Genomic DNA, 25,078 nt, shown 5'->3' on the forward strand with positions numbered 1-25,078 from the left:
TGAAAAGCGATGTTATCATGAGCCATGAGCTTTTTTCATATAACAGGACAAGAAAATGGATCTTCAGCCATCCATTTTTATCTGGAAAGGATAAAACGTGAATTCGACTGAGCGGCATTACAAATATCGGCGTGAAGATTTTGGGGAATTGCCAGTTGCTCTCAACCATTTGACCATCCGCCTGAACTTCATTCAGGATCGAGTGGAAGCCACAAATTGTCTTGAAATGACAGCCAGAACGCCCATGGATTTGCTTGTCCTGGACGCTAAGGAATTGACAATCATGGGGGTGGAATGGTGCAGCGGTCCTGAAGAGGAAGAAGGGAAGGGGATTTCCCTAGAGTATGATTATCAAAAAACGCGGGACAAACTGGTCATAACCTTGCCGCATCGAGTGGAGGCCGGCGAAAGGTTCTGGGTGAGGACGTTTACCCATTGTTTTCCATCGGACCATATACTCGAGGGAATTTACAAAGACAGCACCCCGCCGGGAGCTCCCCAGCAATACATGTCTCAGTGCCAGCAGTGGGGATTCCAAAGAATCATGCCCATCTTTGACGACTGTCGGGCCAAGTGCACTATGACGACCACTCTCGAAGCCGATTCCGCCTATACGCACCTTATCAGTAACGGCAATATCAGCCGAAAAACCAACCCGGATGGCAAACCGGTGCTCAAAGCCGGAGATCCGAGTCGTCAAGTTATCACTTACGAAAATACCATTCCGATGGCTCCCTATCTTTTCATTGCGTGTGCCGGGACATGGGACAGCCTGGTAGACCATGTGACCTATGAATCGGGATCCACTGTGCGCCTCGAATACCTAGTTCCTCCAGGAAGCAGGGATGGAGCCCGGATTCCCATGGAAATTTTGAAAGAAGCCATCCTCTGGATTTCCAAGACTCAAGACTATGATTACACGGGGGATACCTACCGGACCATTTGCATGAACAAATCCAATTTCGGTGGAATGGAAAACGTGGGGAATACGACTATCGTGACGGATGCGGCGCTCATCAACGAACATACTCTGGATACTTCCCTGCTTTATGCTCACGCCGTCATTGTCCATGAGTTCGAACACAACCAGTGCGGCAGTGAAACCACCATGGATACGCCCTTCGATGTCTGGCTCAACGAAGCCTACACGGTGGATGTGGAGCGACAGTTCATGAGCGACATGTTCGATCCATCGTTTATACGGCTTCAACAGGTTGAAAGCATTCGAAATCCGTTACTGGGGCCCCTTGCCATTGAAGATGGCGGCCATGTGGGGCGGATCGTGCGTGAAGGGTTCAACGATCCCGATGAACTCATTGATGGTGTGACCTATGTCAAGGCCGCCGAAGTCATCCGTATGCTGCGTCTGTTGATAGGCGCCGACAACTTCAAGGCGGGAAAGAGCCTTTACTTTTCCCGTTATCGTTATGGCAATGCCACCACCGATCAGTTTTTCGCCTGCTTCGAAGAAGCCTCCGGATGCTCTCTCGACCAATTCAAGAAAAGATGGCTTTACACCATCGGATACCCGAAGATCACTGCAAAAACCTCGTATAACGCTTCAGCAAGGCAATACCGCATTACTTTTCACCAGGAGCTCAAAGAAGGGGAATCGGCATTTCATCTGCCTATAGATCTTGCTCTGGTGGATGCAAAGGGAGAAGATCTTCCGGGCACCTCGCAGGTCTTCCAGATGAAAGACGCCGATGCCGAACTGATCCTGCAAAATATTTCCACCCCTCCCGCCTTCGCCTCTATAAACCGTGATTATTCCTTTTACGGGACTTTCCGGCAGGTAAATGCTTCCAAAGAAACTCTGACCATGCAGACGCGCCTGGATCCCAATGCGTACAATCGGGTGGATGCGATGCGGCAGTTGACGGATCACCAGCGCATCAAGCTTCTACACGATCCGGACAGCGCAATCGATTCTCATTGGCTGCAACTTTACGGGGAAATCATCGATGACCGCCGTCTACCCTCGGCCCTCAAGGCCTATTTTCTTCGAGTGGACGAACAGCCCATGGACCGCACTTATTCCGTATGGTATCCGGAACTGGTCGCCGCCCGGGAAAAGCTCATGAAGGCGGTGAACGGCCTTTACCGAGAACCGTTGCTGGAACTGTTCAAAGGACTGGACACCTACTCGGCTAGTTCATCTCCCAAGGATGGTATCGAAGATCGCATGCTCAAACAGGTTCTGCTGGACTTGATTGTAGTGGATGATTCACCGGAGAGCCATCAGCTCATTTTGGATCACTTCTACGCTGCTACAACCGCTACAGACCGAGTGGCGGCACTATTGGCTCTCAATCGGAGTTCCGCCCCCAAACGCCGTGCCGTGCTCGAAGAAGTTTATGAGTCCTGGCATACGCATCTCAGCGGGTATGCCAACTATCTTCGAGTCATATCCAATGGAACCGTGGAAGATGTTTTTGAAATGATTGAAGTCGAAAAGAAGCGGGCGAGCTTTGATATCACTCAACCCACATGGTGCCGAGCTCTCTTTCTGCCCATGGCGGCCAACAACAAGAAGGTCTGGACCGATGAGGGCATCCAGTGGATTGGGGACACCATCATAGAACTTGCCCCCATCAACGCCACCACGACCAGCCGTCTTCTGAACACTTTTCAGCATGTTCGAAATCTAAAGCCGGAACTCCAGAAGAAGGTGATCCCGACTTTAGAACGGATAGTGAAAAATGTTTCGGCTGAGGCGAGCCCCACTATTTTCGGGCAGGCAAGCGCTTACCTGAGGTAATAGAAACAAACCATGTGAAGGGGACGCCTTTCCATCGACTTGCGCTTCGACAACCGCCTGCCCTCAAGGCTTATTTACCTGAAGGTTGGTGCCCGTTTCTGTCGATTGGATCTGAGCTTGGGGTTGCGACAGCATGGTTGCATCGGAACTCGAATAGAATTCAGCCGTGATCGTTCCCGTTTCTACGGAAACATCACTTGATGGACCTCGGCAAAGCCTGCCGTTGAGATAGTAGGTAAAAATCTTTGTTCCATTTGTCTTCACCGGGAAAACATACCGGACGGAAAAGTTCTGAAAAAGCCTGAAGCCGGGGGTGACCCTGTACAACCAGGGTCCTGCAGAGCCAGGTTCAGTGCCCAGAGTGAGCTCCAGAAAGGAAACATCATTGGCGAAAGAGGCCATTCCGCTAGCGGTGACAATCACATATCCATTCGACGGGGGTACGATCTGAACGGATGCGCATTTCTTGAAAACGCAATTTGATGGAATGGTTTTCAGAAAACCATTTCGAAAAGCGAGTTTTTCGCCTGCAAATGAAGACGAGGTGCAGATCAGACCGAGTGACGTCAAAAGCATTGCAGCGATACTAAATTGAGCGAATTTCATTGGATGTCCTCCTGTATTTCAATTGTTCGAATCACACGCATCATATCTTCACCGAGGCATTTCATCAAACATTCATCGCTTTTTACAGGAAAACAGTGGAGCCTGATGCACAAAACAGAATTTATGGATTTTGGAGCTCAACTCCGCCTGACGGGTTTTTCCTGCTGCCGCAATTTGGAATCTCTATGCTGATACAGTTTTCCTTCTGAAGGTAAGCCACCACTTCTTTAGGAATATACTCGAGACTCAACAATTCTTGCACTGTAATTTCACCATTTTTCAATTTGACAAGTAATCGATCATGGAACTGAGTCTCAGTCTTGCGCTGATGGTAATCCCTGTATACAAGGGCAGAACCCAAAATTGCGATGACTCCCATCATGAACCAGAAAATCCAGTGTTCAATTTCCACTCGAAACGATTCAAGAGCCAGTTTGCTCCCAATGAAGAAAATGAGCTGGTAAGCCAGGTCTTCCAATCTCGGAAGTTTTTCGAGAAGGCTGACGAAGAGCCGGGATACAAAGCGCAGAAAAATGATTCCCAGCACTCCGCCAATCCAAACCACGAAGAGTTTGTCGCTCATGGCCACCGCCGTTGTAATGCTGTCTATGGAAAAAGCGATATCCGTGAGTTCGACGATGGCCACGACCTTCCAGAAATTGCCGGCGATTTCCTTCCTGGGATGACTCGCATCTTCTTTATAAAAAAAGAACATGTGCTTCATAGCCAGATAGATGAGATAACCGCCACCGATGAGCTTGAAAAACCAAAGGCGCATGAGGTACGAGGCAAATATCAAGGCGATAAAGCGAAAAAAGAATGCGCCGGCAATACCATAGGTAAGGGCTTTTCTTTGCTTATCCTTGGGTAGAGTACGAATGAGAATGGCGAGCACCAGAGCGTTATCGACCGAGAGGATTCCTTCCAGAATGGCCAATGTGGCGATGGGAAGGATATCTACGAACGCAAGCATATGGAATTGGCTGACAATGTGTGAAAATAGAGAAGATTCCATTTAGAACAATTTTCCCCCTTCAACTCAATCGCGCACCGCAGTGGGGACATTTGTCTGGATTGATAGCGACTCCGAGATAGTATTTATCGTGAGCTCGAAGGATCTTGTCACAAACAGGGCACTTGTACTGATTGAAGCCTGTAACGGCGAAGACCACCCCCGAGATGAGCTGAGCAATGGAAAGGGCTCTCCAGGTGTTCACGCCGATCCCGAGGAAATTCGGGTAACTGTCGATGAGTTGTCGAAGTCCTAAGCCTAGTCCGATGAGGACCATGGCCAAAGCAAAATTTCTTAAAAGGGTCTGCCTACGCCGCTGAAATTCTTCGATCACGCGTTCTTCTCTCGGACTCGACATGACTTCCTCCATGAAACATGAAAGAGGGACCTCTCCATCCAGAACAGGGAGTTCCCCGAGTAGATTTCAATACATATTGAATCACGCTTCGATTCGGAATAACAAAAAAATAATTATATATGTGATAAAGAGAGATGTCACTCGCATAACGATTTTGTTTTTCCACTTCAATTGGAGGGGGTACATACGCCTTTTAGACGCTGCTTTTGCCATTGAAGAAGCGCTGAATTTGCCTTTATGCATGCCGCTGTGGCATATTCTGATCGTATCCTCAACAGGATGAAGAAGGATGTAGAAAATGACTTCGCTGTTTTAGCGGTGTCTGCAAATGGGATAGCCGGGTTGAGCATGAAATGGAAAGCCTTTCCGTATGTCAGAGTATGTTTGGTGTAAGAGAGACGAACGTCGCATTCCCTCATTCAAATGTTTGCTTTGCAGGGAGCATTGCTATACGAGCCTTGAGAAAGAGACTGGATTGAACAATGCACTGGAAATTCTTGTCAAATCTGGAAGATACAAGGAGTGTTTTATAATGAAGCGAAAGGAAAACCCCGTTCCAACTGAAAATCTCTCCCATGAAGCAACGGGGGAAGAAGCAACAGGGGAAAACAAAATGGATTTGCCTGCCGGTAAAATGGGTGCAGGAAGCAATGAGCGAATCTATGTGATGGAAGATGGAAGGCTTCAACCCTTTGCATCGGAGGACTACACGGTTTCTACCCTCTACCAGGTGGTGGAATCTTTTTCGGTAGAATGCAAGCTGGTGCGTCCGGAAGATCCTTCCAACGTTGTCTATGAAGGAAAAAAACCTTCCAAGAAGACTCTGCCTGTTGTCGTGACGAAAAAGGGGGAGAGCCTCATCATGGAATCATGGGAAAGTCTGGAGTCCAAGCCGGAACAACTGACCGAAGCGATCGAGGTGATTGGGGTAATGCCCGTAAAAAAGATTTTTGTCCTCCGAAAAAATATTCAAAAATTTTGATGCGCTACATTGAGATAAAGTCCCAAGGTATGAACTGTGTGGGATTTTTGCTGTCATATCAACCTCAGGCTCAGAGTTGTAAATCGAAAAATATTCAGCCTGTTTTTCCATTTAGAAAAAAGGAAATATCAACCGATATGCATGACAGAGTCAGGGGAAAGTATGGATGGTTTATTCTTCATTCTATTGTCATTCATTTGTATAATATAAAAGCTTAAAGATGGGCTCCATTTGCTTGACACAATAGTCATTATGAGATAGCATTTGTCGCATTTAATTATAGAATATGGTTCGCTAATTTGAAGTCTTGCCCAATCGATGGATCTTTTGTCGCCATTTCGGTGGTGCACTCAAAGTAGCGCGCCGGAAATCAGCAAAAAACAGCGCTAACGAAAGGAAATCAGAAATGCCTGAAGGCCGAGTAAAATGGTTTAATGACAAAAAGGGCTATGGGTTCATTGAAACACAAGATCAGGGTGACGTGTTCGTGCATCATACCGCCATCCAGGCAGAAGGTTTTCGTTCCCTTTCAGAAGGGGACAAGGTGAGTTTTGAGGTGGAGCGTGGTCCGAAGGGCCCTCAGGCTGTCAATGTGAAGAAAATTTAGAGATCGACTGCGCATTAGTAAATGAACGATTCCAACGGCCAAGGAAGTTTCCTGGCCGTTTTTATTTCATTTCGTAACGGCTTGGCAAGAAAGTACAACGAGCAGGGAAAACGAAAAGAGATCCAAAATCGGTTTTTTCTCATTTTTAAAATTATGCCATGAACCCGCTGAACTTTGGACCTTCAATAGTCAAAGAGTAAGCACTCCCGCGAAAAGTCCACCTCTCAATCTTGCGAGTTATCTCTGAATAATCTGCTTCGCTTGACAATCTTGATAAAATACCTCTCTTCGCTTACAATCCACCTCCCCTAGTTTAGATTAAATGACAGCATTATAATGAGTCTGTAAACGCGGATACTCTTGAACTCGATATTTTGGATTTCTGGAGACTGGAATGGACATGATGGAGGATCTACTCGAGAAAACGTGTAAGAATATGATCAAAACCATTCTGTTTTGTCTCGAAAACGCCACAAAGGGTACTATTTATAGAATTGGTCCCATGCCCAAACTCCTGGCTGTCCGGGTCACTTCGGGCATCAGAAAAGAAAGCGGCGATGAAATCCAGTGGGGACTGCCGGCCGTTTCTGATTACAATCCTCCGGGCAAGAGTTGGGAACAATATCGTGACCAGCCGGACCACGTGTTGGAAGCCATGGGATGGTGTGTCGAAAAACAGAAAAGCTGGACGGCCGAAAACCCTTTCGAAGACGTTCGCAGCGTGGGGAAGCAGCTTCGAGGCGAAATCGAAGATTTTTACCATATGGAACCCGTCCTGGTTCCAAAAAGTGATTTGTATGGAGGAGGGCGGGACATTTTGGAATACCCAAGTGACTGGGAAGGAAATCCTATCTGGCAGGAGACGGAATATGTGGTCTGTGCGGTCATAAAAATTCATTTTAGGCCCTATTCCATACGACGTGATGACCGTTCGACCAAAATCATTCGTGAACTTTCACGAAGCCTGGGAACCGAACTGCTTTCCTTGCAACTCCGTGAAAAACTTTTTCGTAATCAGGAAGAGTTCACTCGCCGTCAACTGAAGAGCAGCGAAATACTTGCTCATGAACTGCGCAATACTTTGACAAAATTCGGTTTCGTCTTTTTTGCCGTCAATGCGGAGATAGGCGTGCTGCGGGAAGAATGGGAAGCGCAGCTTTATAGGGCTTTTCCAAATCTTGAATCGAAACGATCCATTCTCGAGCGACTTAATGAATTGCTCAACTCACATTTGACCGATGCTCAAAATGGAGACGAGTCGACTCGACTCTGCCAGACGCTCCTCCATGAACAGGAAGAATTTGCATCTTTGTCGCTCTTGCCTCAACAAGGCGAACAGTGGCTCGTTCATAAAATCATACCCAAGTGGGAACGTCTGTTTTCCTCTTCCAATGCCTGGTCCGAAAGCAGAAAAGAAGTACTAATGCTTTTTGAACGATTGAAGCGGGCCCTGCAAATCGGACAAAACCACAGTCTTATGGAAAAACTGGACCAAATTCCCAGAGACCTTGCTGAAAAATGGGCCAAAATCGCTTATGTGTACTTTACTGCAGACAAACTGTTTATCCTTGAAGACATTCTTCAAGTGCTCGATCATCCTAAACTTCCTGTTTCCCACAGGCACCAGATCAAGAAAGTGATCAAGTCCTTGAAAGCCTTGGTGGAGCTCGTTCCCGAGATCGAGGAGAGAGCGAATCGAATCATTTTATCTTTGAGGTCTGAAAGTCAGTCGGATTCAGAACTTTTTCCGGACACCGCCCGAATCTGCAGATTCTAGTTTTTAAACTAGATTTTCTGCCTGATTTCCAATAATTGCTTCACCTACTAGGGTGCCCCTTCATAGGTGTTCAGATAAGATCGAATCTCCAGTATGAATCGAAACCTGGCGGTTTTGATTTCGTATTCACCATTGCAAAAAAGATCTGACCGCCTCAGGGGAAAGCGAGCCGAGTTCATGATTTCATTGATCGATATTCAAAACGCATCTCGGATCATTAAGCAAAAGGTGATTCGAACCCCTCTGATTTACTCAGCCAGTTTCAGTAAAATGTGTGATGCTGAAGTTTATCTGAAATTGGAAAACTTACAGCAGACGGGTTCTTTCAAACTGCGTGGAGCTGCCTGTAAAATTGATTCTCTCGTTAACCAAAGTGACGGTTGCACCGGAGTTGTAGCGGCCTCCGCCGGTAATCATGCGCAGGGTGTCGCCCTCGCAGCGAAAAGAGCCGGCTTGCCTGCAACCATCGTTATGCCCGAGTCGGCCTCCATTTCCAAGCAGGAAGCAACGCGTGCCTATGGCGGAGAAGTGATTCTCCATGGGCAGAGCATTGTGGAATGCATTGAAAAAGCACAGAAATTGGCTCAAAATGGAAATGTCTTTATTCATCCTTTTGACGATCCGGACATTATATGCGGGCAGGGCACCATCGGCCTTGAAATTTTGGAAGATTTGCCGGACACGGACGCCATTTTCGTTCCCATCGGCGGGGGAGGACTCATGGCGGGTGTATCGATGGCGGTCAAGAGCGTGCGGCCGGAGGTCCAACTGATTGGAGTGCAGGCTGCAGCATGTCCTTCAGCTTTTCAGGCTTTGCAAGAAGGGAAGGTGACTTGTGTCGAATCGGTCAAATCCATTGCTGATGGCATTTCGGTCAAACAAATTGGCCAACTTCCTTTTGAAATCATTCACAGTCTGGTGAACCAAATCGTTTTGGTAGAAGAAGATCAGATTGCAGCCTCCATCCTTCTTCTTCTCGAACGGCGAAAGGTGTTGGCCGAAGGGGCAGGAGCCGTTCCTTTGGCAGCACTTTTGAGCGGTAAATCGGATTTCCCCAAAGGGGGCAAAATCGTTCTGGTGATCAGCGGAGGGAATGTTGACAGTCCTCTACTCGATAGAATAATCCGGCAGGGGTTGGTATGGAATGGGCGTATCATGCGCTTTTCTGTTTGTCTGGAAGATGTTCCCGGAGCCTTGATGGAAATATTGAAGATCATCGCTTTCCTGAAAGCGAACGTGCTGCACATTTATCATGAACGCAGTGGCTGGGATATTCCTATTCATCTGAGTCATGTGGAATTGGAACTTGAAACACGAGGACCACAGCATATTCTTGAGATATCGAAAACACTTGAAGAATCGGGATACCGCTTATGTAATTTGTCATGATGCAAAAAGACATCTTTTTTAGATAATCAATGCAAACAAACGAAATCCACGGGGGCTGAACGATAAATCTTTGGGATGACGCAATTTGATTCGTTATAAAAAATAGTCTGGACTCTATGGCTAAAAAACAGCGGATACGCAAAGATAAAGCGGAGGTATCGAAATGTTCAAACACATTCTTGTCCCGACCGATCTCACAGAGAGGAGCCTGAACGCTCTTGCCATAGCCGTCAAACTTGCCCTCAGAGAAGAATCTCGAATTACTCTCCTCCATGTGATAGAAACCATTCAAGATACTGAACTGGACGATTTCAGTGATTTTTATGAAAAGTTGGGACGACGTGCCAGCAGGAAAATGGAACAAATGATTAGGCAGTACCGTGAGGGGCAGCTCACGATTCAGACAGAAATCACCTATGGAAAGAGGGTGAAAGAGATCATTCATTTCGCAACGAACCAGGAGATCGACCTGATCATCCTGAGCTCTCACAAGATTGAAGCGGACAATGCCGTGCAGGGATGGGGAACCATCAGCTACAAAGTGAGCATTTTATCTCACTGTCCCGTCATGCTTGTAAAATAGATGATCGATTGCAATCCTGTTGGTTTGATTCCACAGCTTTTGTGCCTGAAAGCAAAAAACATGCCCGTAGACGGGGATTCGATCTAGATGTTTCTTAACATTTAGTTTCTGATCGTTGTTCTTTCAAAAGGGGGAATTCAGATTCTATGGGGATCTTCAGCCCCCCTTGGCGGGGGAAACGGACGTGAATGTTGGAGTCATCTCAAAAAGGTTAACTTCACATGATTCCATTGAAAGATATAAACCCATCAAAAGGCGTACCCGTTATAAACTATTTTATTATTGTCCTTTGCACTTTTGCTTTTCTCTATGAACTACAACTGGGGGGACACCTTGAGGATTTTCTCTTTACCTATGGTCTGATACCCGCCCGTTATACCAAGCCTGAAATTGCAATTCATTTTACTCTTATGGAGCAGATCTTGCCCTTTTTTACCTCCATGTTTCTCCATGGGGGCTGGCTGCATCTAATTGGAAATATGTGGATTTTACATATTTTTGGTGACAATGTGGAAGGAGAGATCGGGCATCTTTCCTACCTTTTATTTTATGTCATTTCCGGTCTTATCGCCGCAAGTATCCAGGTGTTCTTTAATCCCAGTTCCAGCATACCCACTATTGGAGCGAGCGGAGCAATAGCCGGGATTATGGGAGCTTATTTCATCCTTTACCCACGCGCCAGGATATTGACTTTCATTCCGATTTTTTTCATTCCTTATCTCATTGTGTTGCCCGCTTATGTCTTTCTCGGTTTCTGGTTTATTCTTCAATTTTTCAGCGGTACATTCTCTTTGCTGGGAAGGGGCCATCATGTGGCTGGAATTGCTTGGTGGGCCCATGTAGGTGGATTCATAGGAGGCATCTTTCTTTTGAACTTGTTTGGGAAAAAAGCATTTCGTCGCTGAAATGGAGAAACATTATGAGATCCATAATGGGATGGGTAGCATGGTTCATTACTGTCTTGTTATTGGCTTTGCTACTTTTCCATCTCCAACAGAGGGGCATTGATGAACCGTTCCAGACCGAAACCTTGCAGGAACTCAGAAACTCTGGAACTGGAGGCGATTGATCTCCATACACATTAACCACAAAAGCACAGAGAAAGACTTTCAAATGAAATCTCTGTGTTCTCCGCATCTTCGTGGTTCAGATGAAATCTGACAATGCCACGTTAACTTGACGTCCATAAAGGATGCCGCTTTCCTGCCGTACTGTGCTAGGCATCCGGAAACAGCAATGCGGACTGCTCTCTCAATTTGAACTTTTGAATCTTGCCGCTGGCCGTCATGGGGTAGCTGTTCACAAACAGAACATACTTGGGAATCTTGTACCTGGCAATTTTCCCACGGCAGAAATCCTTCACATCTTCGGGTGTATAGTTATACCCCTCCTTCAGGATAATGAAGGCGCCAACTTCCTCACCATACCTGGAGCTCGGCACCCCCGCGACCTGAACATCTCGAATACCTTCCATGCGGTAGAGGAATTCTTCTATCTCTCTTGGATAGATGTTTTCTCCTCCACGTATGATCATGTCTTTATGCCTCCCGGTAATGGAAAGGTAACCCTCTTCATCTATCACTCCAAGGTCGCCCGAATGCAACCAACCGTCACTGTCAATGGTTTTATTTGTGGCATCGGGCATATTGTAATAGCCCTTCATAACGTTGTAGCCTCGGCAAACGACCTCACCCTGAACGCCTGGCGGGACGGGGAGACCCGTTTCGGGATCGATGACCGCCACTTCGATGCCGGGCATGGCTCGTCCGACGGACTTTACCCGTTTCTCGATATCGTCGTCTACCCGTGTTTGAGTCATCACCGGCGAAGCTTCGGTGAGACCATAGCAGATGGTAACATCTTTCATGTACATTTTCTCTATGACCTGTTCCATGGTACGGATGGGGCAGGGCGAACCGGCCATGATTCCAGTTCTGAGGGAACTGAAGTCGAACTTGCCGAACATTTTGTGGCCCAATATGGCGATGAACATGGTGGGGACGCCATAAAGCGCTGTACAGCGTTCTTCCTCGACGGCGGCCATCACCTGGACGGGGTCGAAATTTTCAAGAATCACCAGGGTACTGCCGTGATTCACGGCGGCCATCACCCCCAGGACACATCCGAAACAATGGAAGAGAGGAACCGGGAGGCAGAGACGGTCTTCAGGGCCCAACAACTGGTTTTTTCCAATCCAGTAACCGTTGTTTCCAATATTGTAGTGGGTGAGCATGACCCCTTTGGGGAAGCCTGTCGTGCCGGAGGTATACTGCATGTTCACCACGTCATGGGGATCGAGGCTCTCTTGTCGCTCTTTGTATTCCTGTTCGCTGGTAAGGTGGCTCAAAGCCATGATCTCTGTAATGGAATACATCCCCCTGTGCTTTTCATGTCCCAAGAAAAGAGCTCTTTTGAGGTGAGGGAACTCCCGGCTTTTCAAGAAACCTCGCTGTTGAGTCTTGAGTTCCGGAACGAGTTCATAGAGGGTTTGGAGGTAGTCCGTGTCTCTGAATCCGTCGATGATGAAAATGTTTTCGGCTTCGGATTGCTTGAGCAGGTAGGCCAGTTCGCTGCTTTTATAGTAGGTGTTGACCGTTAAAAGGATCGCTCCGATTTTGGCGGTGGCAAATTGAAGGGCAACCCAGTAAGGGACGTTGGTCGCCCAGATAGCGACTTTTTCACCCTTCTGGATTCCCAGGGCCATCATGCCCATGGCAAGCCGGTCCACTAGTTCTCCAAATTCACGGTAAGTGAGACGAAAATCGCGATCTACATAAATTAGAGCTTCAGTATCAGGATATTTCTCGATGGTTCGATCAAGGATTTGTCCTATTGTCAGCGACTGCAATACAGCTTTTTCCATATTCGCCTCAAAGATTCTTTAGTCTGGAATGTACAAGACAGCGTAAACTTCGGCCTTTTCATTCCTTGCACTGCTTACATAATGGGGGACAACAGAATTGTAGTAGATGCTGTCGCCTTTTTTGAGCCTATGCACTTCATGACCATAGATCACTTCCACTTCACCCGAAACTACGACAATGAACTCCTCTCCTTCGTGGGAGGAGAGCTTTTTGTCTTCGGCCGACTCGGGGAGGATCTCAATGAAGAAAGGTTCCATGCGCCGATCTGCTTTGCCGCGCCCAAGGGAGTGGAATCGAAGGCTTACGGGTTTGTCTTTTCCCTTTAACATGCTCAATTCCTCTTGCTGCTCTTCGAGACGCACGATGAGAGGATCCCTGCTGATCTGGTCGTCAAGAAAGGTGCCAAGGCGTGTGCCAAGGGCGTGTGCAATTTTTAATAAAGGCCCCAAGGAGGGGTAGACGTCGTCTTCTTCCATTGCTTGGATGAATGTCTCTTCGAGGCCGGTCCGTTCTGCGAGTTCTTCACGACTCATGTTCTCCTTTTCCCTGAAGGCCCGTATGCGTGAGCCAACTTTTGCAGCATTCAAAGTGTTACCTCCTCAGAAAAGCGAAATATTAGATCGAAAAAAGATCTTTTTATATATGGATTCCAGGAATTGAAAAGGGGAAAATGGTAGTTCATTTCAACGAATCGGTATTATTCCGCTTTGCTTTGTGTGCTGAAATGGACATGCTGAGATGCGCCGTCCTTTCGAAAACTAACGGATAGGTTCAAATCGTGCCGTGAAATGACGCAGCAGTTCAGGGGCATAGGTCATGCGATACCCACGCATGGAGTCGCGATTCTCCGCAATGAGCTTGAAAGTATTGACGACATGGTCCAAATGACTTTGAGTGTAAACGCGCCGTGGAATGGCCAATCGAACCATTTCGAGTTTTGGATGGATCATGGCACCGGTTTCAGGGTCGCTGTGGGCGAACATGACAGATCCGATTTCCACGCCACGGATTCCCCCCTCGATGTAAAGTTCAACCACGAGGCTCTGTCCTGGAAATTCAGAAGGGGGGATATGGGGCAGGAAGGCACCTGCATCGATGTAGACTGCATGACCTCCAGGGGGGTCCATAATGGGAATCCCCAATTCTTTAAGCCTGCCGGCGAGGTATGCCGTCTGTTTCACGCGATAGGCGAGGTAGGTTTCGTCAATCCCTTCCTGCAATCCAACGGCAATGGCCTCCAAATCGCGTCCAGCCAGTCCTCCGTAAGTTGGAAACCCCTCGCGCAGGATCAGTTCGTTGCATGCACGCCGATAAAGTTCTTCATCGTTCATGGCAAGGAACCCGCCGATATTCACTATAGCATCCTTTTTGGCGCTCATTGTGGCGCCATCTGCCAGAGAAAACATTTCCCGGGCGATGTCGAGGATACTTCTGTCTTGATAGCCGGGTTCCCTTTGTTGGATAAAGTAGGAATTCTCGGCATAGCGGCAGGCATCGATAAAGAACGGGATCCCGTGACTCCTATAGATTTCTGCGACTCCGTGAAGATTTTCCATGGATACGGGCTGTCCGCCTCCGGCATTGTTCGTAACGGTGATCATGCCAAGTGGAATGTTTTCAGGGCCTGTATGGTCGATAAAGCTTTTCAACTTGCACAGGTCCATGTTGCCCTTAAAAGGATGCATGCTCGAAGGGATGAATGCCTCGTCGATGACAAGATTGGTAGGACGACCGCCACGGGCGCGAATGTTCGCGTCCGTCGTATCGAAGTGCATGTTGGAGGGGACGAAGAGTCCGGGTTTTACCAACAGTGCACTTAAAATGTTTTCGGCGGCGCGCCCTTGATGGGTGGGCACGAAATGTTGGAAACCGAAAATGGAATGTATGGTCTCGGACAAACGAAAGTAAGAAGCCGCCCCCGCGTAAGATTCATCCCCCTGCATCATGGCTCCCCACTGAATGTGACTCATGGCCCCTGTTCCCGAATCCGTGAGCAGGTCCACAAGAACATCTCGGGCTTTGAGGGCAAACACGTTGTATCCTGCTTCCCTCAAGAGCGATTCTCTGGTTTGACGGTCTATCAGGTGGATGGGTTCGACCATCTTGATGCGGAACGGTTCGAAAGGATAATGGACCATTGAGTTTTCTCCTTGAACTTCCCAAGTTATTGCCATCTGAAAACAAACGGCCGAAGACCGGGTTATGACGGATGACGGTTTCGATCTGAGGATATCCAGCGGTTTCTGCCGCATTTCATATCATATTCATACAGATAAATATTAATCATTCTTCATCGACTTATCTCGAGAACCGATGGCGAGCCCATCTTGTCGTCACGAAAATGTTTTCCATATATCGGACATCTCTGCTAAAAGAAAAGTTCAGTATTTGCGGGAAGGTGTCCCGTGCCTCGTTGATAAACGGTTGCGTCACCTACGACAAATGATGCGAAGGATCTACTCTGTGTTGGTCGTACTCCAAAAGGAGTTCAAATCAAAAACACATTTGAGTCATTGCATGTTTTGAAATGATTTTGCATTGTCGAGAGCCCCTGATATCTCGACGATCCTTTCAGGATAAACTTAGAGGATGAATATGTAATGGAGAGTGAATTGAAAAAAATAGATATTCCCAAGCCGCAAGGGTATTATTGTTTCGCCTGTGGCACGGATAATCCCATGGGACTGAATATGTCTTTCTATTGTTTGGGGAATACCGTTCGATCCGATCTTTCTTTAACAGGGCACCATGTGGGTTGGGAAAACATTGCACATGGAGGGATCATTTCCACGATCCTGGACGAAATCATGGGCTGGACGGTCATTGCATTTCAGAGGGTTTTTTTCGTCACACGCAGCATTGAGGTGCGATACCTGAGGCCCGTTTCAGTGAATACTCCCCTGACCGCCATAGGAGAAATAGAATCTTTGAACCTGCCCCGCGGGTGTTCCGTGCAGGGAACTCTTCTGGACGCCGAAGGGACAAAGCTTGCTACAGCGAAGGCAGACATGGCTTTTATACCGGAAAAGCGCCTCAACATTCTCCCTGAAGCTTACAAGAATGACATGATCAGACTCTTTGGGGAGATTGAGCAGTTGCTTGCATGATGGATGTATTTCCTCTTTGGCTCCTTTTTTTGATGCTTTTTGTGAGCCTTCGGAGATGATGCATGCCCACCGACTCATCCAGGATCTTCAGTCATCCCGTTTTGAATATCGCTCACCGGGGAGCTCGATCGCTGGCGCCGGAGAATACCCTGGCTGCAGCTCGCAAAGCCCTGCAGGTAGGTGCTCATATGTGGGAACTGGATGTAGGAATGACCCTGGATGGTGAGCTCATTGTAGTGCACGATCTTACCCTGGATCGTACATCCAACGTTAAGGCGATTTATCCTTCCCGCAGTCCCTGGCGAGTACATGACTTCACCCTGAAAGAGCTGCAGCACCTGGATTTCGGTTCCTGGTTCGTAGAGCAGGATCCGTTTGGAGAAATAGCTTCAGGGGCTTTATCCCTCCAGGAGGCGAAAACCTATCAGGGGGAGCCGGTACTCACTCTTCAAGATGCCCTGACCTTCACCCTCGAACACGACTGGCTGGTGAACGTTGAAATCAAGGATTTGGGCAATTCCCATTCCGAGTCTGAAATAGTCTATAAAGTCGTCTCCCTTGTAAAAGATCTGAACATGGCGGACCGGGTCATCATTTCGTCATTCAATCACGGTTATCTCGAGTGTGCGAGGTCTCTGCACACCGAAGTTGCTTTGGGCGTACTGGTATCTTTTCCCCACCCCAACCCCGAGGCTCTGGTTCGAAAACTGGGGGCTCAAGCCTACCATCCCATGCTCCATACTGTTACCTTGCATGAAATATCTAAACTGAGGCAAGAGGGGTATCATGTACTCGTCTGGGTAGCCAATGATGAACAAACCATGCGGGATCTCATGGATGCGGGTGTCAGCGGATTATTCACGGACTTTCCACAAAATTTGGCTCGTATTGTCTCTTGAGACCGGTCCTGGACGAAAGTTACTTGTAGCCCAAAGAAGTGTGTAGATATAAATGAAAGAGGATGGATGCCGGTAAATCCAACTGCATGTCGTTTTCTCAGAAGAACCGAGATCTCAGGGAACATTTTGCATCTTTATTGCGTTTTATTGGGTTCGTTTTGCCTCGAAATCATAATGAGAATGTCGAATGATATTTGCCGTGGCTTGCAGTCTCAAACGAGGAGTTGCTTTGGGTTTTTGGCCGGCACTATCTTTGCTACAATAAATGTTAGATTTGGCAGCTGTTTTTACAAAGAGGGGTTATTATACTAAATGTGAGGTAAAGCGGCTTCTTGCAGCTTTTCGGATCGGTAATCGAGGGGAAATGGATGTCCGCTGAGTTGTGGCCGACGTCCAAGGGAGATTAAGAAACAAACAAGAAGGAGAGCGAAATGAGCCAAGAAGAAAAAAAATATGTTTGTGCCCATTGTGGTTACAGCGCTTCAGGGCAATTTACTGGAGATATCTGTCCCAATTGCGGTTTGACCTATTGGAAATGTGGCGAATGCGGATACACCTTCACTGCACCGGCTTACCCAAAATCTTGCCCTAACTGCGGCAAGACGGCTAATTTTAAAAACGTTACCTGTTACACTCCGGAATGTGGTGGTCCTCAAAATATTGATCCACGCTTATGAGGCCGGCCCGCTCGTGGGTGTGGTTTTTGCCTTGGAGCTTACTGCTCATGATGTTCAGCACCATCGCTCTCGCGAATACTGAAAAAGAAAACCCCACTGTTTGCCGTATCTCCGTCATCTTCAATAATATCCCGTTCTCTCCTCAACTCCGGACGGGCTGGGGATTCGCCTGTGTAATAGAAGGGTTTGATCAGAATATTCTTTTTGATACCGGCAGTGACGGTGAGAAACTTCTTGCCAATATGCATCGAGTCGGTATCGATCCACGATCTATTGATGCCGTTGTCTTATCTCACATTCACATGGACCACACTGGCGGGCTGGAAGCTTTCCTGGCTGAGAATCCGAATGTCTCAGTCTTCATGCCGTATTCTTTTCCCGATTTTTTGAAAAAGAAGATCATGGACCTGGGCGCCAGGGTTATTGCAGTAAAGGAACCAAAGGAATTGTTGAAAGGGGTTCATTCCACGGGCGAGATGGGAAATGGGATCAGGGAACAGGCCCTGATTCTCAACACCCCTAAAGGGCTTGTGGTCATTACGGGGTGTGCCCATCCCGGCGTGGTTCATATGGTCACACAGGCAAAAAATTACTTGAAAAAAGAAGTCTACCTGACGATGGGTGGATTCCATATGATGGGCATGAGTCCCTCTCAGATCACCAAGCACCTTCAAGCCCTCAGGGAACTTGGCGTCAAGAATGTGGCCCCGAGCCACTGCACAGGCGACGAGGCCATCGCCCGCTTTCGGGAGGTCTGGGGCCACAATTTTATAACGGGTGGCTGTGGTGCGGTGATAGAAGTGAGCCCATAGTTCTGCTCGCAATGGTTGATCATTGCACGGTTGCAGGAGGGCGTTCCTGCATGATGATCAAAAGTCTCGATTTTTCCTTGCGGTCTAAGAATTTCTTCGCTTTTTGAACGTGAGAAAGCTGCAGAAGATTGCATCTGCCGGTATCGTGCGAAAGGACGGTCTGTAGCTTTGGAGTGAAAATAAGGAAGAGAGGACCAACGTGATATCTCTATCAGAAAAGGGCGGTAGCGGTTTCGAGGGGATCAAACTGCTGCTCTGCGAAAATCCCTTACCGCCCATTGAAGAAGCCATCGTAGCCGCACAGGCTGAAGTGCCTCACAGCAACTATTACACAGAACCCTATTCGGAACCCTTACGAAGGCTTATCAGCGAGAAGATCGGCATACCCCAGCGATTGATCCATATCAACGCCGGTTCAGAATTGATCCTGCGACAACTGTTCGACCGCTTCGGACGCCGAGTTCATTTGCTGACTCCCACCTATCCACTGTTCCCTGAAATCGCTGAGCGCTACACTGAAACGAGACTGGCACCGGAAAATGGATTCAGCTTCGACCTAGCCACCCTTGAAGTACCGGACGGCACTACGATGATGGTGATCGTCAATCCCAACAACCCCAATGGAGGTACATTTGATCTGACACCGTTGCCGGATCTGCTCAAAAGATACCCCGCTACTCATTTCCTGGTGGATGAGGCGTTCATTGGCATGACCGGAAATTCTGTAGCGCATATGGTTCCTCGCTATTCCAATCTGCTGGTGACTCGAACGTTTTCCAAAGCTCATAGTTTGGCTGGCTTCCGGGTGGGGTATGCTATTCTGCCTGAACCACTGGCTGACGATCTGAACATCCACAACGATGCTTACCCTCTGGCTCGCCCCAGCCAGGCTGCAGCTTTGGCCACTCTCCAATACGAAGATAAAATCCAGAAGCGGGTGATCGATCTTCGCGACTGGACGAGACGCCTTGCCGGTGATCTGGAGGCGCTGGGCGTGCAGACTTATCCCACTGAAACCTATTTTTTCCTCGCAGACTTCGCCCCCTACAACGCTGCTGATCTGGCCAGGCAAATGCGGGAACGAAACATTTTTATCAAGCCCTTGAACGACCCTGTACTCGGTTCTGGCTTCATGCGCGTGACCACTGCACTGCCCGAGGACAACGCACGTTTTCTTCAGGTTCTGAGGGAGCTTCTATAGAGCATCTCGATAAAACGGCAATGAACCGATTATAAACCGTGTTGAATCCTCTTTCCGAGGAAAATGGAGGAGCAGATGGTTACAGAAAACCAGGTCAGAGAGGCCCTCGATAGCGTATTGGATCCAGAGCTGAAAAAGAGCATCACAGAGCTTGAAATGGTTAGAAATATACTGATCAGCGATGGCGAAGTAAAATTCACCCTTGCTCTCACGACTCTGCGCTGTCCCATGAAGGAAAAAATCGTGAAAAAAGCTCAAGAAGCGATCGAAAAGATCCCCGGCGTTTCTCGAGTAGAGGTGGCGCTGACCGCGATGAGCGAAGAGGAATTGCATCGTCTTTTTCCGAAGCATCCATTGAAGGGAATCGAGAAAACGGCACACTTCATTGCAGTAGCCAGCGGCAAAGGTGGAGTCGGAAAAACTACTGTTGCACTCAACCTTGCGCTGGCTTTGAAAAACGAGGGCTTTAAAGTAGGGTTGTTGGATGCGGATGTCTATGGACCCAGCATTCCCGTCATGATGGGTCTTTCTGAAAAGCCTCAATCGGAAGCCGGAATGATTGTGCCGCTTGAAAAGTTCGGATTGAAGGTCATGTCTTTCGGATTTCTGCTGGAAGAAAGTCATCCTCTGATCTGGCGCGGGCCCTTGGTGGGGAAAGCTGTCAAACAGTTGCTCAACGACGTGATGTGGGGCGAACTGGATTACCTCGTGGTCGACCTGCCTCCCGGCACCGGTGACCCATCCATTACCGTCGCTCAATCCATTCCCACCGTTTCATTGGTAGTGGTGACCACGCCCCAAGAAGTGGCCTTGGCGGACGTAAAGAAAGCAATCAACATGTTTAAAAAGATGGATATCAGCATCCTCGGTATCGTAGAAAACATGTCTTATTTCAAGTGTGCTCATTCGGATGAAAAGATAGAAATATTTGGCGCAGGAGGGGGAGAAAGACTGTCACAACAGATGGACATCCCCCTTCTGGGAAAGATTCCCATTGACCTGGACCTTCGAAGAGGGGAGGATGAGGGACGACCAGGCATAATCGATTCGCCTGATTCTGAAACGAGCATTGTATTTAAAGAGATTGCCAGACAATTGGCAGCTTCTTTCAGTAAACCCGCCGACGCTGCCGGGCAAAGTCTTCGTTCCGATCCAAAATGATTCATGTTATGTTAGTAATACAAGGGATAGGCCGATGGGAATATTAAACTCTGCTGCATTTAGATGAAAAAGGCTCACGGTTTATAGACGATGAGCAGTATTCAAGACGGGAAACGCTACGCACATATCGCTCTGCTTGCAGCCCTGCCTCAAGAGTATCGTCCTTTCCAGAAATTGAGCGGTCCCTGGCGCTCTGTTTCGGCACGCCCTTTCAGACATTTCATTCGGGTTCATTCCGACAGAGACTTCATGCTGGTGGAAACCGGTATGGGGAAGAGCAGAATTTTAGACGCATTGAAGTGGGTCCAAGAAAGGTACACACCGGATCTCATTGTATCTTTTGGCTTTGCGGGCAGTCTGCATAAAAAATTGAAAGTCGGACAAACATTTCTCGCAAATCGATTCAATCTTCTGCATGACTCGTTGCATTCCGATAGGAGCGGTTCTCAACTCATTCTCGAGGTACCCTCTACTTTGCAGCATTTCATTCATGAAAACCATTTTGCCCTGGTCCGGATTCTTACGGCACAAAGGCCGGAACCCAAAGCTCCTCTTCTCGAATTGCTTCGAGAAGTTCCCTCTCTCATGGATATGGAAAGCTATTTTGCCGCTGAATTCACTCTCAAGAACAGTATTCCTTTTTTGTGCTTTCGGACAGTGAGCGACGGAGATGAAGATGAAATCGATTTCGATTTGGGGTCCATTACGAACGGCGACGGTCAAGTCCAAACGCTGAAGGTGTTGAGAACCGTGGCGGCAAAGCCTGGTCTCATGAAATCCTTCTGGTTTTCGTGGCGGCGATCGCGTCTCGCTGCGATGCGAATTGCCGGTCTTTTGAGTTCTTTTCTAAGTCTTCCCCTATACGAACTGACTGAAATCCTATCTTCGATCCAGCTGAAAGAGGAATCAAGGTAATGGCGCCTTCACACGGGAATGCGGAAATTCGGTCGAGTGGCGTTCAATATCTCCCGCAGTGATGTGCTCTTGTTTGTAAAGGGTAAAAAAGAAGACGAGAAGGGCGGGAAAAAACAGCAGGAGGGATCCCACAGTCCCCAGGAGTCGTTCGCCGATCCAGAAGGTTACTAAAAGATTAAAGATCAGGACGGAAACGTAAAGGATCGGACCCAGAAGGCTGATACCGGGAATGTTCTGAAAACGGGAAGGATTTTGAGGAGCCAAAATTTCGTAGCGATCCAGCCTTTGGAGCGCTGCAACCATGGCAAATCCCACGACCAGCCAGCCGGCGAAATTGCTCATGGGGATTCCGAAGTAGAGTCCTTGGTGTCGGTACCCGTAAATTTGCCCCAGGAACCAGCGGTATCCTTGGAGCGCAACGGGATCGATAATGATGTCCAGAAATACGAAAAGAAATGACGCCAATACTAGGGTTTGCCAGGAACGCCTCAGGCGATGCGTTTCCAAAATGAAAACATTCTTTCTTGCAAAAAGAACGGGGCTGAGCAGGAAGAGAGCCATGGAATAACTGCAATAAGAGAGGAACACATAAGAGAGGGAATCCATGAAAGGGACTCCCAACACCCATAGCTCCCTGTGGATGGTATCTGTAATGTAATAGTAGTCACCATAGGGAAAACCCCAGTGGATCGAAGAAAATTCCGAGATCCATGCAATGGAGTATCCGATCGGTATGAAAAGGAGCGCCCGCCGCCACCCTAAATGAGCGGCGGCAGCGATAATATAGACCGTCAGGAATGCAAAAACGTAGGGGCGCAGGGCGATTGTCCCCATGAGCAGATAAAAAAAATCAGACATTGATGTTCCACTTGATCATGCGAAGCAAATCCTTTCCGGTCATTTGGCGAACGACGGTGGGTTCATAACCGCAGTGAACCATGCATTGCGAGCACCGGGGATCTTTTCCAGAAACATAGTAATTCCAGTCTGTCTTTTCCATGAGTTCGGAAAATGTGGGATAATGCGTGTCTGTAATGAGATAGCAGGGGGACTTCCAACCCTGGGGATTCCGCGTAGGATTGCCCCATGGTGTGCAGTGCAGGCTGCGAATACCTACCAGGAAATCCAGGTAGATGGGATTGCTGATGATGGGGAAGCGATCTGTCCATGTGCGGATCGTTCGAAATTTGTCCATGATCTCCTGCCGTGTCAGGAAGACTTCCCCATTGACATCTTCATAGCTGAATCCGGGTGCTACCAGAATTCCGTCCACTCCGGCCGCAGTCAATTGCACAAAGAGCTTCTCGATATCCTGAACATCCGATTCGCGGTATACGGTAGTGTTGGTACTGACGCGGAACCCCTTCGCCTTGGCGGCCCGGACCCCTGCCAGGGCTTTCTGAAATCCCCCTTTCCTGCAGATGATGTGGTCATGGATGGGTTCGGTTCCATCGAAATGGACATTCCATGTAAAATGGGAATGAGGCCGGAAAAGGTGAAGGGATTCTTCGAGAAGAATCCCGTTTGTACAGAAGTAGATGTGCTTGCCTTGGACGAGCAGTTCCTTGATGAGTTCCTGAATATGGGAATAGAGCAGAGGTTCACCACCCGTGACGGTGACGACCGGCGTTCCCGCTTCATCTACGGATTGCAGACACTCTTCCAGGGTCATTTCTTTATGAAGCGTGTCATGATACTCGCGAATGCGCCCGCATCCCGAACAGGTAAGGTTGCAGCGGTGAGTGGGTTCAAGCATCAATACCAGAGGGTAGTGGTCGTCTCCCTGAAATTTTTTCTTCATGAGATAACCGGTCATGGAAGCATAAAGACTTATGGGAAAACGCATGGTGAACTCAACTTTCTTGGACTCTTTGCTGTAAGTGATCTGATAAGGGAGAGAAGGGCAAAAAATAGGGGGCAAGGAATAAAGTCAAACGGAGTCCTGTTGTTCTTGTTCTCTTAACCCCTGATTTGTATGCTCATCAGTTGTTAGCATACATACCCGTTCTCCCGAAACCAGTCGACGGCCTCAGTGAGAGCTTCCTTCACAGGAGTTTGGGGAAGGCCCAATTCCCTGACCGCCTTGCTGGGATCGAAAAACATATACTTCCGCGCCATTTTGACCCCTTCGAAAGGGATCACCGGTTCCTTCCTTGTGACAACCGAAAGCGCTTTGGAAACGTAGGCCAGGATCAATATGGGAACATAGGGCAAACGTATTCGTGGGGCTGGAATTCCAGAAATCTTTTCCAAAAGTTTGAAAATTTCCTCCAGAGTAAGATTCTGATTGCCCAGGATATATTTTTCACCGACATGCCCCTTTTCCATGGCCAGCAGGTGCCCTTGGGCCACATCCTTTACGTGAACCAGGTTGAGGCCGGTATTCAAATAAGCAGGCATCTTGCCATTCAGATAATCCAGGATGATTTTACCCGTAGGGGTCGGCTTGTGATCTCCGGGACCCACGGGAGTGCTCGGATGAACCATGACGAGGGGCAGTCCACGTGGAAGAAACTTTTCAGCTTCGCGTTCGGCAAGGAATTTGGATCTCTTGTAATGGCCCACCATATCTTCAAGCCGGACGGGGGTTTCTTCATTGGCCGGCGCACCGTTGGGATTCAGTCCGAGAGCGCCCACACTGCTTGTGTAAACCACCCGGTCCACTCCGGCGGCCAGTGCGGCTTCCATAACATTGACCGTTCCACGCACATTGCTTTCATATATTTCTTTGGGATTTCTGGCCCAGAGGCGATAATCTGCAGCCACATGGAAAACTGCATCGCATCCGGCGAGAGCCCTGAACACCTCAGCAGGGTTTCTCAGGTCGCCCACGCGCCAGTCTATATCCACATGGGAAGAAAACGCGGGGCGTGAATTCTCACGTTTGAGGGCACGGACCTGCCAGCCTTTTTCAACCAGCAAAAGGGCAATATGCCCCCCGATGAATCCGGTTGCTCCTGTCACAAGCGCTGTTGCCATAAGTCAATCTTCCTCTTCCATTTCACCTGTCATGGAAAATGCCATCACCCATATAGCAAAATCAAAGGTTCTCTGCAATGTGAGTTCCGATGAATTTGTGTATCCATGTGCCGATAGAACAAAGATCTTATCGATTTGAGTCCAAAGGTGGAACCGATATTTTCCTGTTCAGAAACATATCCTTTTTCGTCTCTCTTGTGACCACCAGTCAAGGAAGGATGAGGGATGAAGCATCCGCCTGAAGATGATTTTCTCCGGTGCAAAGCTATGTTCATATCCAAATCCCGCATCTTATTCCAGTCATTTTATGTTGATGAACTTTCTGCATCCATGGACCATCGAAGCCTTTTCTAGGCAGCATCCGGATGGAGTCGTGCGACTTCGGCTA

23 protein-coding genes are annotated in these 25,078 nt (G+C 48.2%); 14 read left to right on the forward strand and 9 right to left on the reverse strand.

The window, feature by feature from the left end:
- Window positions 1-97 precede the first annotated feature (97 nt).
- On the forward strand, window positions 98-2,761 hold the full coding sequence (locus QMG16_RS03760) for a DUF3458 domain-containing protein (protein WP_281792337.1): 2,664 nt from the start codon (window positions 98-100) through the stop codon (window positions 2,759-2,761).
- Between the two features lie 63 nt (window positions 2,762-2,824).
- Here QMG16_RS03760 and QMG16_RS03765 read toward each other — a convergent pair whose 3' ends face one another.
- The 3 genes from QMG16_RS03765 to QMG16_RS03775 form a co-directional block, all read right to left on the reverse strand.
- The gene (locus QMG16_RS03765) at window positions 2,825-3,367 is read right to left on the reverse strand and encodes a hypothetical protein (RefSeq protein WP_281792338.1); all 543 of its coding nucleotides are present in this window, start codon (window positions 3,365-3,367) and stop codon (window positions 2,825-2,827) included.
- A 121-nt stretch (window positions 3,368-3,488) separates the two neighbouring features.
- Entirely contained in the window at window positions 3,489-4,382 is an 894-nt protein-coding gene (locus QMG16_RS03770; protein ID WP_281792339.1) for a TerC family protein, read from the reverse strand.
- Window positions 4,383-4,401: 19 nt separating this feature from the next.
- Window positions 4,402-4,737, reverse strand: a complete 336-nt coding sequence (locus tag QMG16_RS03775) for a TFIIB-type zinc ribbon-containing protein (protein WP_281792340.1) — start codon at window positions 4,735-4,737, stop codon at window positions 4,402-4,404.
- Window positions 4,738-5,269: 532 nt separating this feature from the next.
- Between QMG16_RS03775 and QMG16_RS03780 the strand changes: the two genes are divergently transcribed.
- The 6 genes from QMG16_RS03780 to QMG16_RS03805 all read left to right on the forward strand — a co-directional run bounded on the left by QMG16_RS03780 (window position 5,270) and on the right by QMG16_RS03805 (window position 10,980).
- Complete coding sequence (locus tag QMG16_RS03780; protein WP_281792341.1) at window positions 5,270-5,719, forward strand: hypothetical protein; 450 nt, start codon at window positions 5,270-5,272, stop codon at window positions 5,717-5,719.
- A 406-nt stretch (window positions 5,720-6,125) separates the two neighbouring features.
- Window positions 6,126-6,326 carry a cold-shock protein gene (locus tag QMG16_RS03785; protein WP_281792342.1) on the forward strand — a complete coding sequence of 67 codons (201 nt, stop codon included), beginning with the start codon at window positions 6,126-6,128 and terminating at the stop codon, window positions 6,324-6,326.
- A 394-nt stretch (window positions 6,327-6,720) separates the two neighbouring features.
- Window positions 6,721-8,103 carry a hypothetical protein gene (locus QMG16_RS03790; protein WP_281792343.1) on the forward strand — a complete coding sequence of 461 codons (1,383 nt, stop codon included), beginning with the start codon at window positions 6,721-6,723 and terminating at the stop codon, window positions 8,101-8,103.
- A gap of 177 nt (window positions 8,104-8,280) precedes the next feature.
- On the forward strand, window positions 8,281-9,492 hold the full coding sequence (gene ilvA / locus QMG16_RS03795) for a threonine ammonia-lyase (RefSeq protein ID WP_281792344.1): 1,212 nt from the start codon (window positions 8,281-8,283) through the stop codon (window positions 9,490-9,492).
- A 163-nt stretch (window positions 9,493-9,655) separates the two neighbouring features.
- A complete protein-coding gene (locus QMG16_RS03800; protein WP_281792345.1) occupies window positions 9,656-10,075 on the forward strand; it encodes a universal stress protein in 420 nt (139 codons plus the stop codon).
- Between the two features lie 221 nt (window positions 10,076-10,296).
- Complete coding sequence (locus tag QMG16_RS03805) at window positions 10,297-10,980, forward strand: rhomboid family intramembrane serine protease (RefSeq protein ID WP_281792346.1); 684 nt, start codon at window positions 10,297-10,299, stop codon at window positions 10,978-10,980.
- A gap of 311 nt (window positions 10,981-11,291) precedes the next feature.
- On the opposite strand, the gene QMG16_RS03810 is transcribed toward QMG16_RS03805, so the two are convergent.
- The 3 genes from QMG16_RS03810 to QMG16_RS03820 all read right to left on the reverse strand — a co-directional run bounded on the left by QMG16_RS03810 (window position 11,292) and on the right by QMG16_RS03820 (window position 15,077).
- Window positions 11,292-12,938 (reverse strand): AMP-binding protein, encoded by a 1,647-nt coding sequence (locus QMG16_RS03810; RefSeq protein WP_281792347.1) that lies wholly within the window; start codon window positions 12,936-12,938, stop codon window positions 11,292-11,294.
- Between the two features lie 18 nt (window positions 12,939-12,956).
- A complete protein-coding gene (locus QMG16_RS03815) occupies window positions 12,957-13,526 on the reverse strand; it encodes a helix-turn-helix domain-containing protein (protein WP_281792348.1) in 570 nt (189 codons plus the stop codon).
- Between the two features lie 171 nt (window positions 13,527-13,697).
- Window positions 13,698-15,077 (reverse strand): tryptophanase, encoded by a 1,380-nt coding sequence (locus QMG16_RS03820; protein WP_281792349.1) that lies wholly within the window; start codon window positions 15,075-15,077, stop codon window positions 13,698-13,700.
- Between the two features lie 474 nt (window positions 15,078-15,551).
- On the opposite strand from QMG16_RS03820, the gene QMG16_RS03825 reads away from it, so the two are divergent.
- The 7 genes from QMG16_RS03825 to QMG16_RS03855 all read left to right on the forward strand — a co-directional run bounded on the left by QMG16_RS03825 (window position 15,552) and on the right by QMG16_RS03855 (window position 21,711).
- Entirely contained in the window at window positions 15,552-16,046 is a 495-nt protein-coding gene (locus QMG16_RS03825; protein ID WP_281792350.1) for a PaaI family thioesterase, read from the forward strand.
- 62 nt (window positions 16,047-16,108) lie between these two features.
- A complete protein-coding gene (locus tag QMG16_RS03830; RefSeq protein ID WP_281792351.1) occupies window positions 16,109-16,945 on the forward strand; it encodes a glycerophosphodiester phosphodiesterase in 837 nt (278 codons plus the stop codon).
- A 431-nt stretch (window positions 16,946-17,376) separates the two neighbouring features.
- Window positions 17,377-17,622, forward strand: coding sequence for a rubredoxin-like domain-containing protein (locus QMG16_RS03835; protein ID WP_281792352.1), 246 nt, complete (start codon window positions 17,377-17,379; stop codon window positions 17,620-17,622).
- 47 nt (window positions 17,623-17,669) lie between these two features.
- Window positions 17,670-18,434, forward strand: coding sequence for an MBL fold metallo-hydrolase (locus QMG16_RS03840; RefSeq protein WP_281792353.1), 765 nt, complete (start codon window positions 17,670-17,672; stop codon window positions 18,432-18,434).
- Window positions 18,435-18,633: 199 nt separating this feature from the next.
- Window positions 18,634-19,635 (forward strand): pyridoxal phosphate-dependent aminotransferase, encoded by a 1,002-nt coding sequence (locus QMG16_RS03845; RefSeq protein ID WP_281792354.1) that lies wholly within the window; start codon window positions 18,634-18,636, stop codon window positions 19,633-19,635.
- 75 nt (window positions 19,636-19,710) lie between these two features.
- Window positions 19,711-20,796: an Mrp/NBP35 family ATP-binding protein gene (locus QMG16_RS03850; protein ID WP_281792355.1), complete on the forward strand. Its 1,086-nt coding sequence runs from the start codon at window positions 19,711-19,713 to the stop codon at window positions 20,794-20,796.
- Between the two features lie 90 nt (window positions 20,797-20,886).
- Window positions 20,887-21,711 (forward strand): phosphorylase family protein, encoded by an 825-nt coding sequence (locus QMG16_RS03855; protein WP_281792356.1) that lies wholly within the window; start codon window positions 20,887-20,889, stop codon window positions 21,709-21,711.
- Here the strand turns inward: QMG16_RS03855 and QMG16_RS03860 are convergent.
- The 3 genes from QMG16_RS03860 to hpnA all read right to left on the reverse strand — a co-directional run bounded on the left by QMG16_RS03860 (window position 21,703) and on the right by hpnA (window position 24,690).
- Window positions 21,703-22,569 (reverse strand): carotenoid biosynthesis protein, encoded by an 867-nt coding sequence (locus QMG16_RS03860; RefSeq protein ID WP_281792357.1) that lies wholly within the window; start codon window positions 22,567-22,569, stop codon window positions 21,703-21,705. The two genes, QMG16_RS03855 and QMG16_RS03860, sit on opposite strands and share 9 nt — an antisense overlap.
- Window positions 22,562-23,557 (reverse strand): adenosyl-hopene transferase HpnH, encoded by a 996-nt coding sequence (gene hpnH / locus QMG16_RS03865; RefSeq protein ID WP_281792358.1) that lies wholly within the window; start codon window positions 23,555-23,557, stop codon window positions 22,562-22,564. The genes QMG16_RS03860 and hpnH overlap by 8 nt, the downstream gene beginning before the upstream one ends.
- 143 nt (window positions 23,558-23,700) lie before the next feature.
- Complete coding sequence (gene hpnA / locus QMG16_RS03870) at window positions 23,701-24,690, reverse strand: hopanoid-associated sugar epimerase (RefSeq protein ID WP_281792359.1); 990 nt, start codon at window positions 24,688-24,690, stop codon at window positions 23,701-23,703.
- Window positions 24,691-25,078 lie beyond the last annotated feature (388 nt).

The sequence above is a fragment of the Desulforhabdus amnigena genome (assembly GCF_027925305.1).
Lineage (GTDB): Bacteria > Desulfobacterota > Syntrophobacteria > Syntrophobacterales > Syntrophobacteraceae > Desulforhabdus > Desulforhabdus amnigena.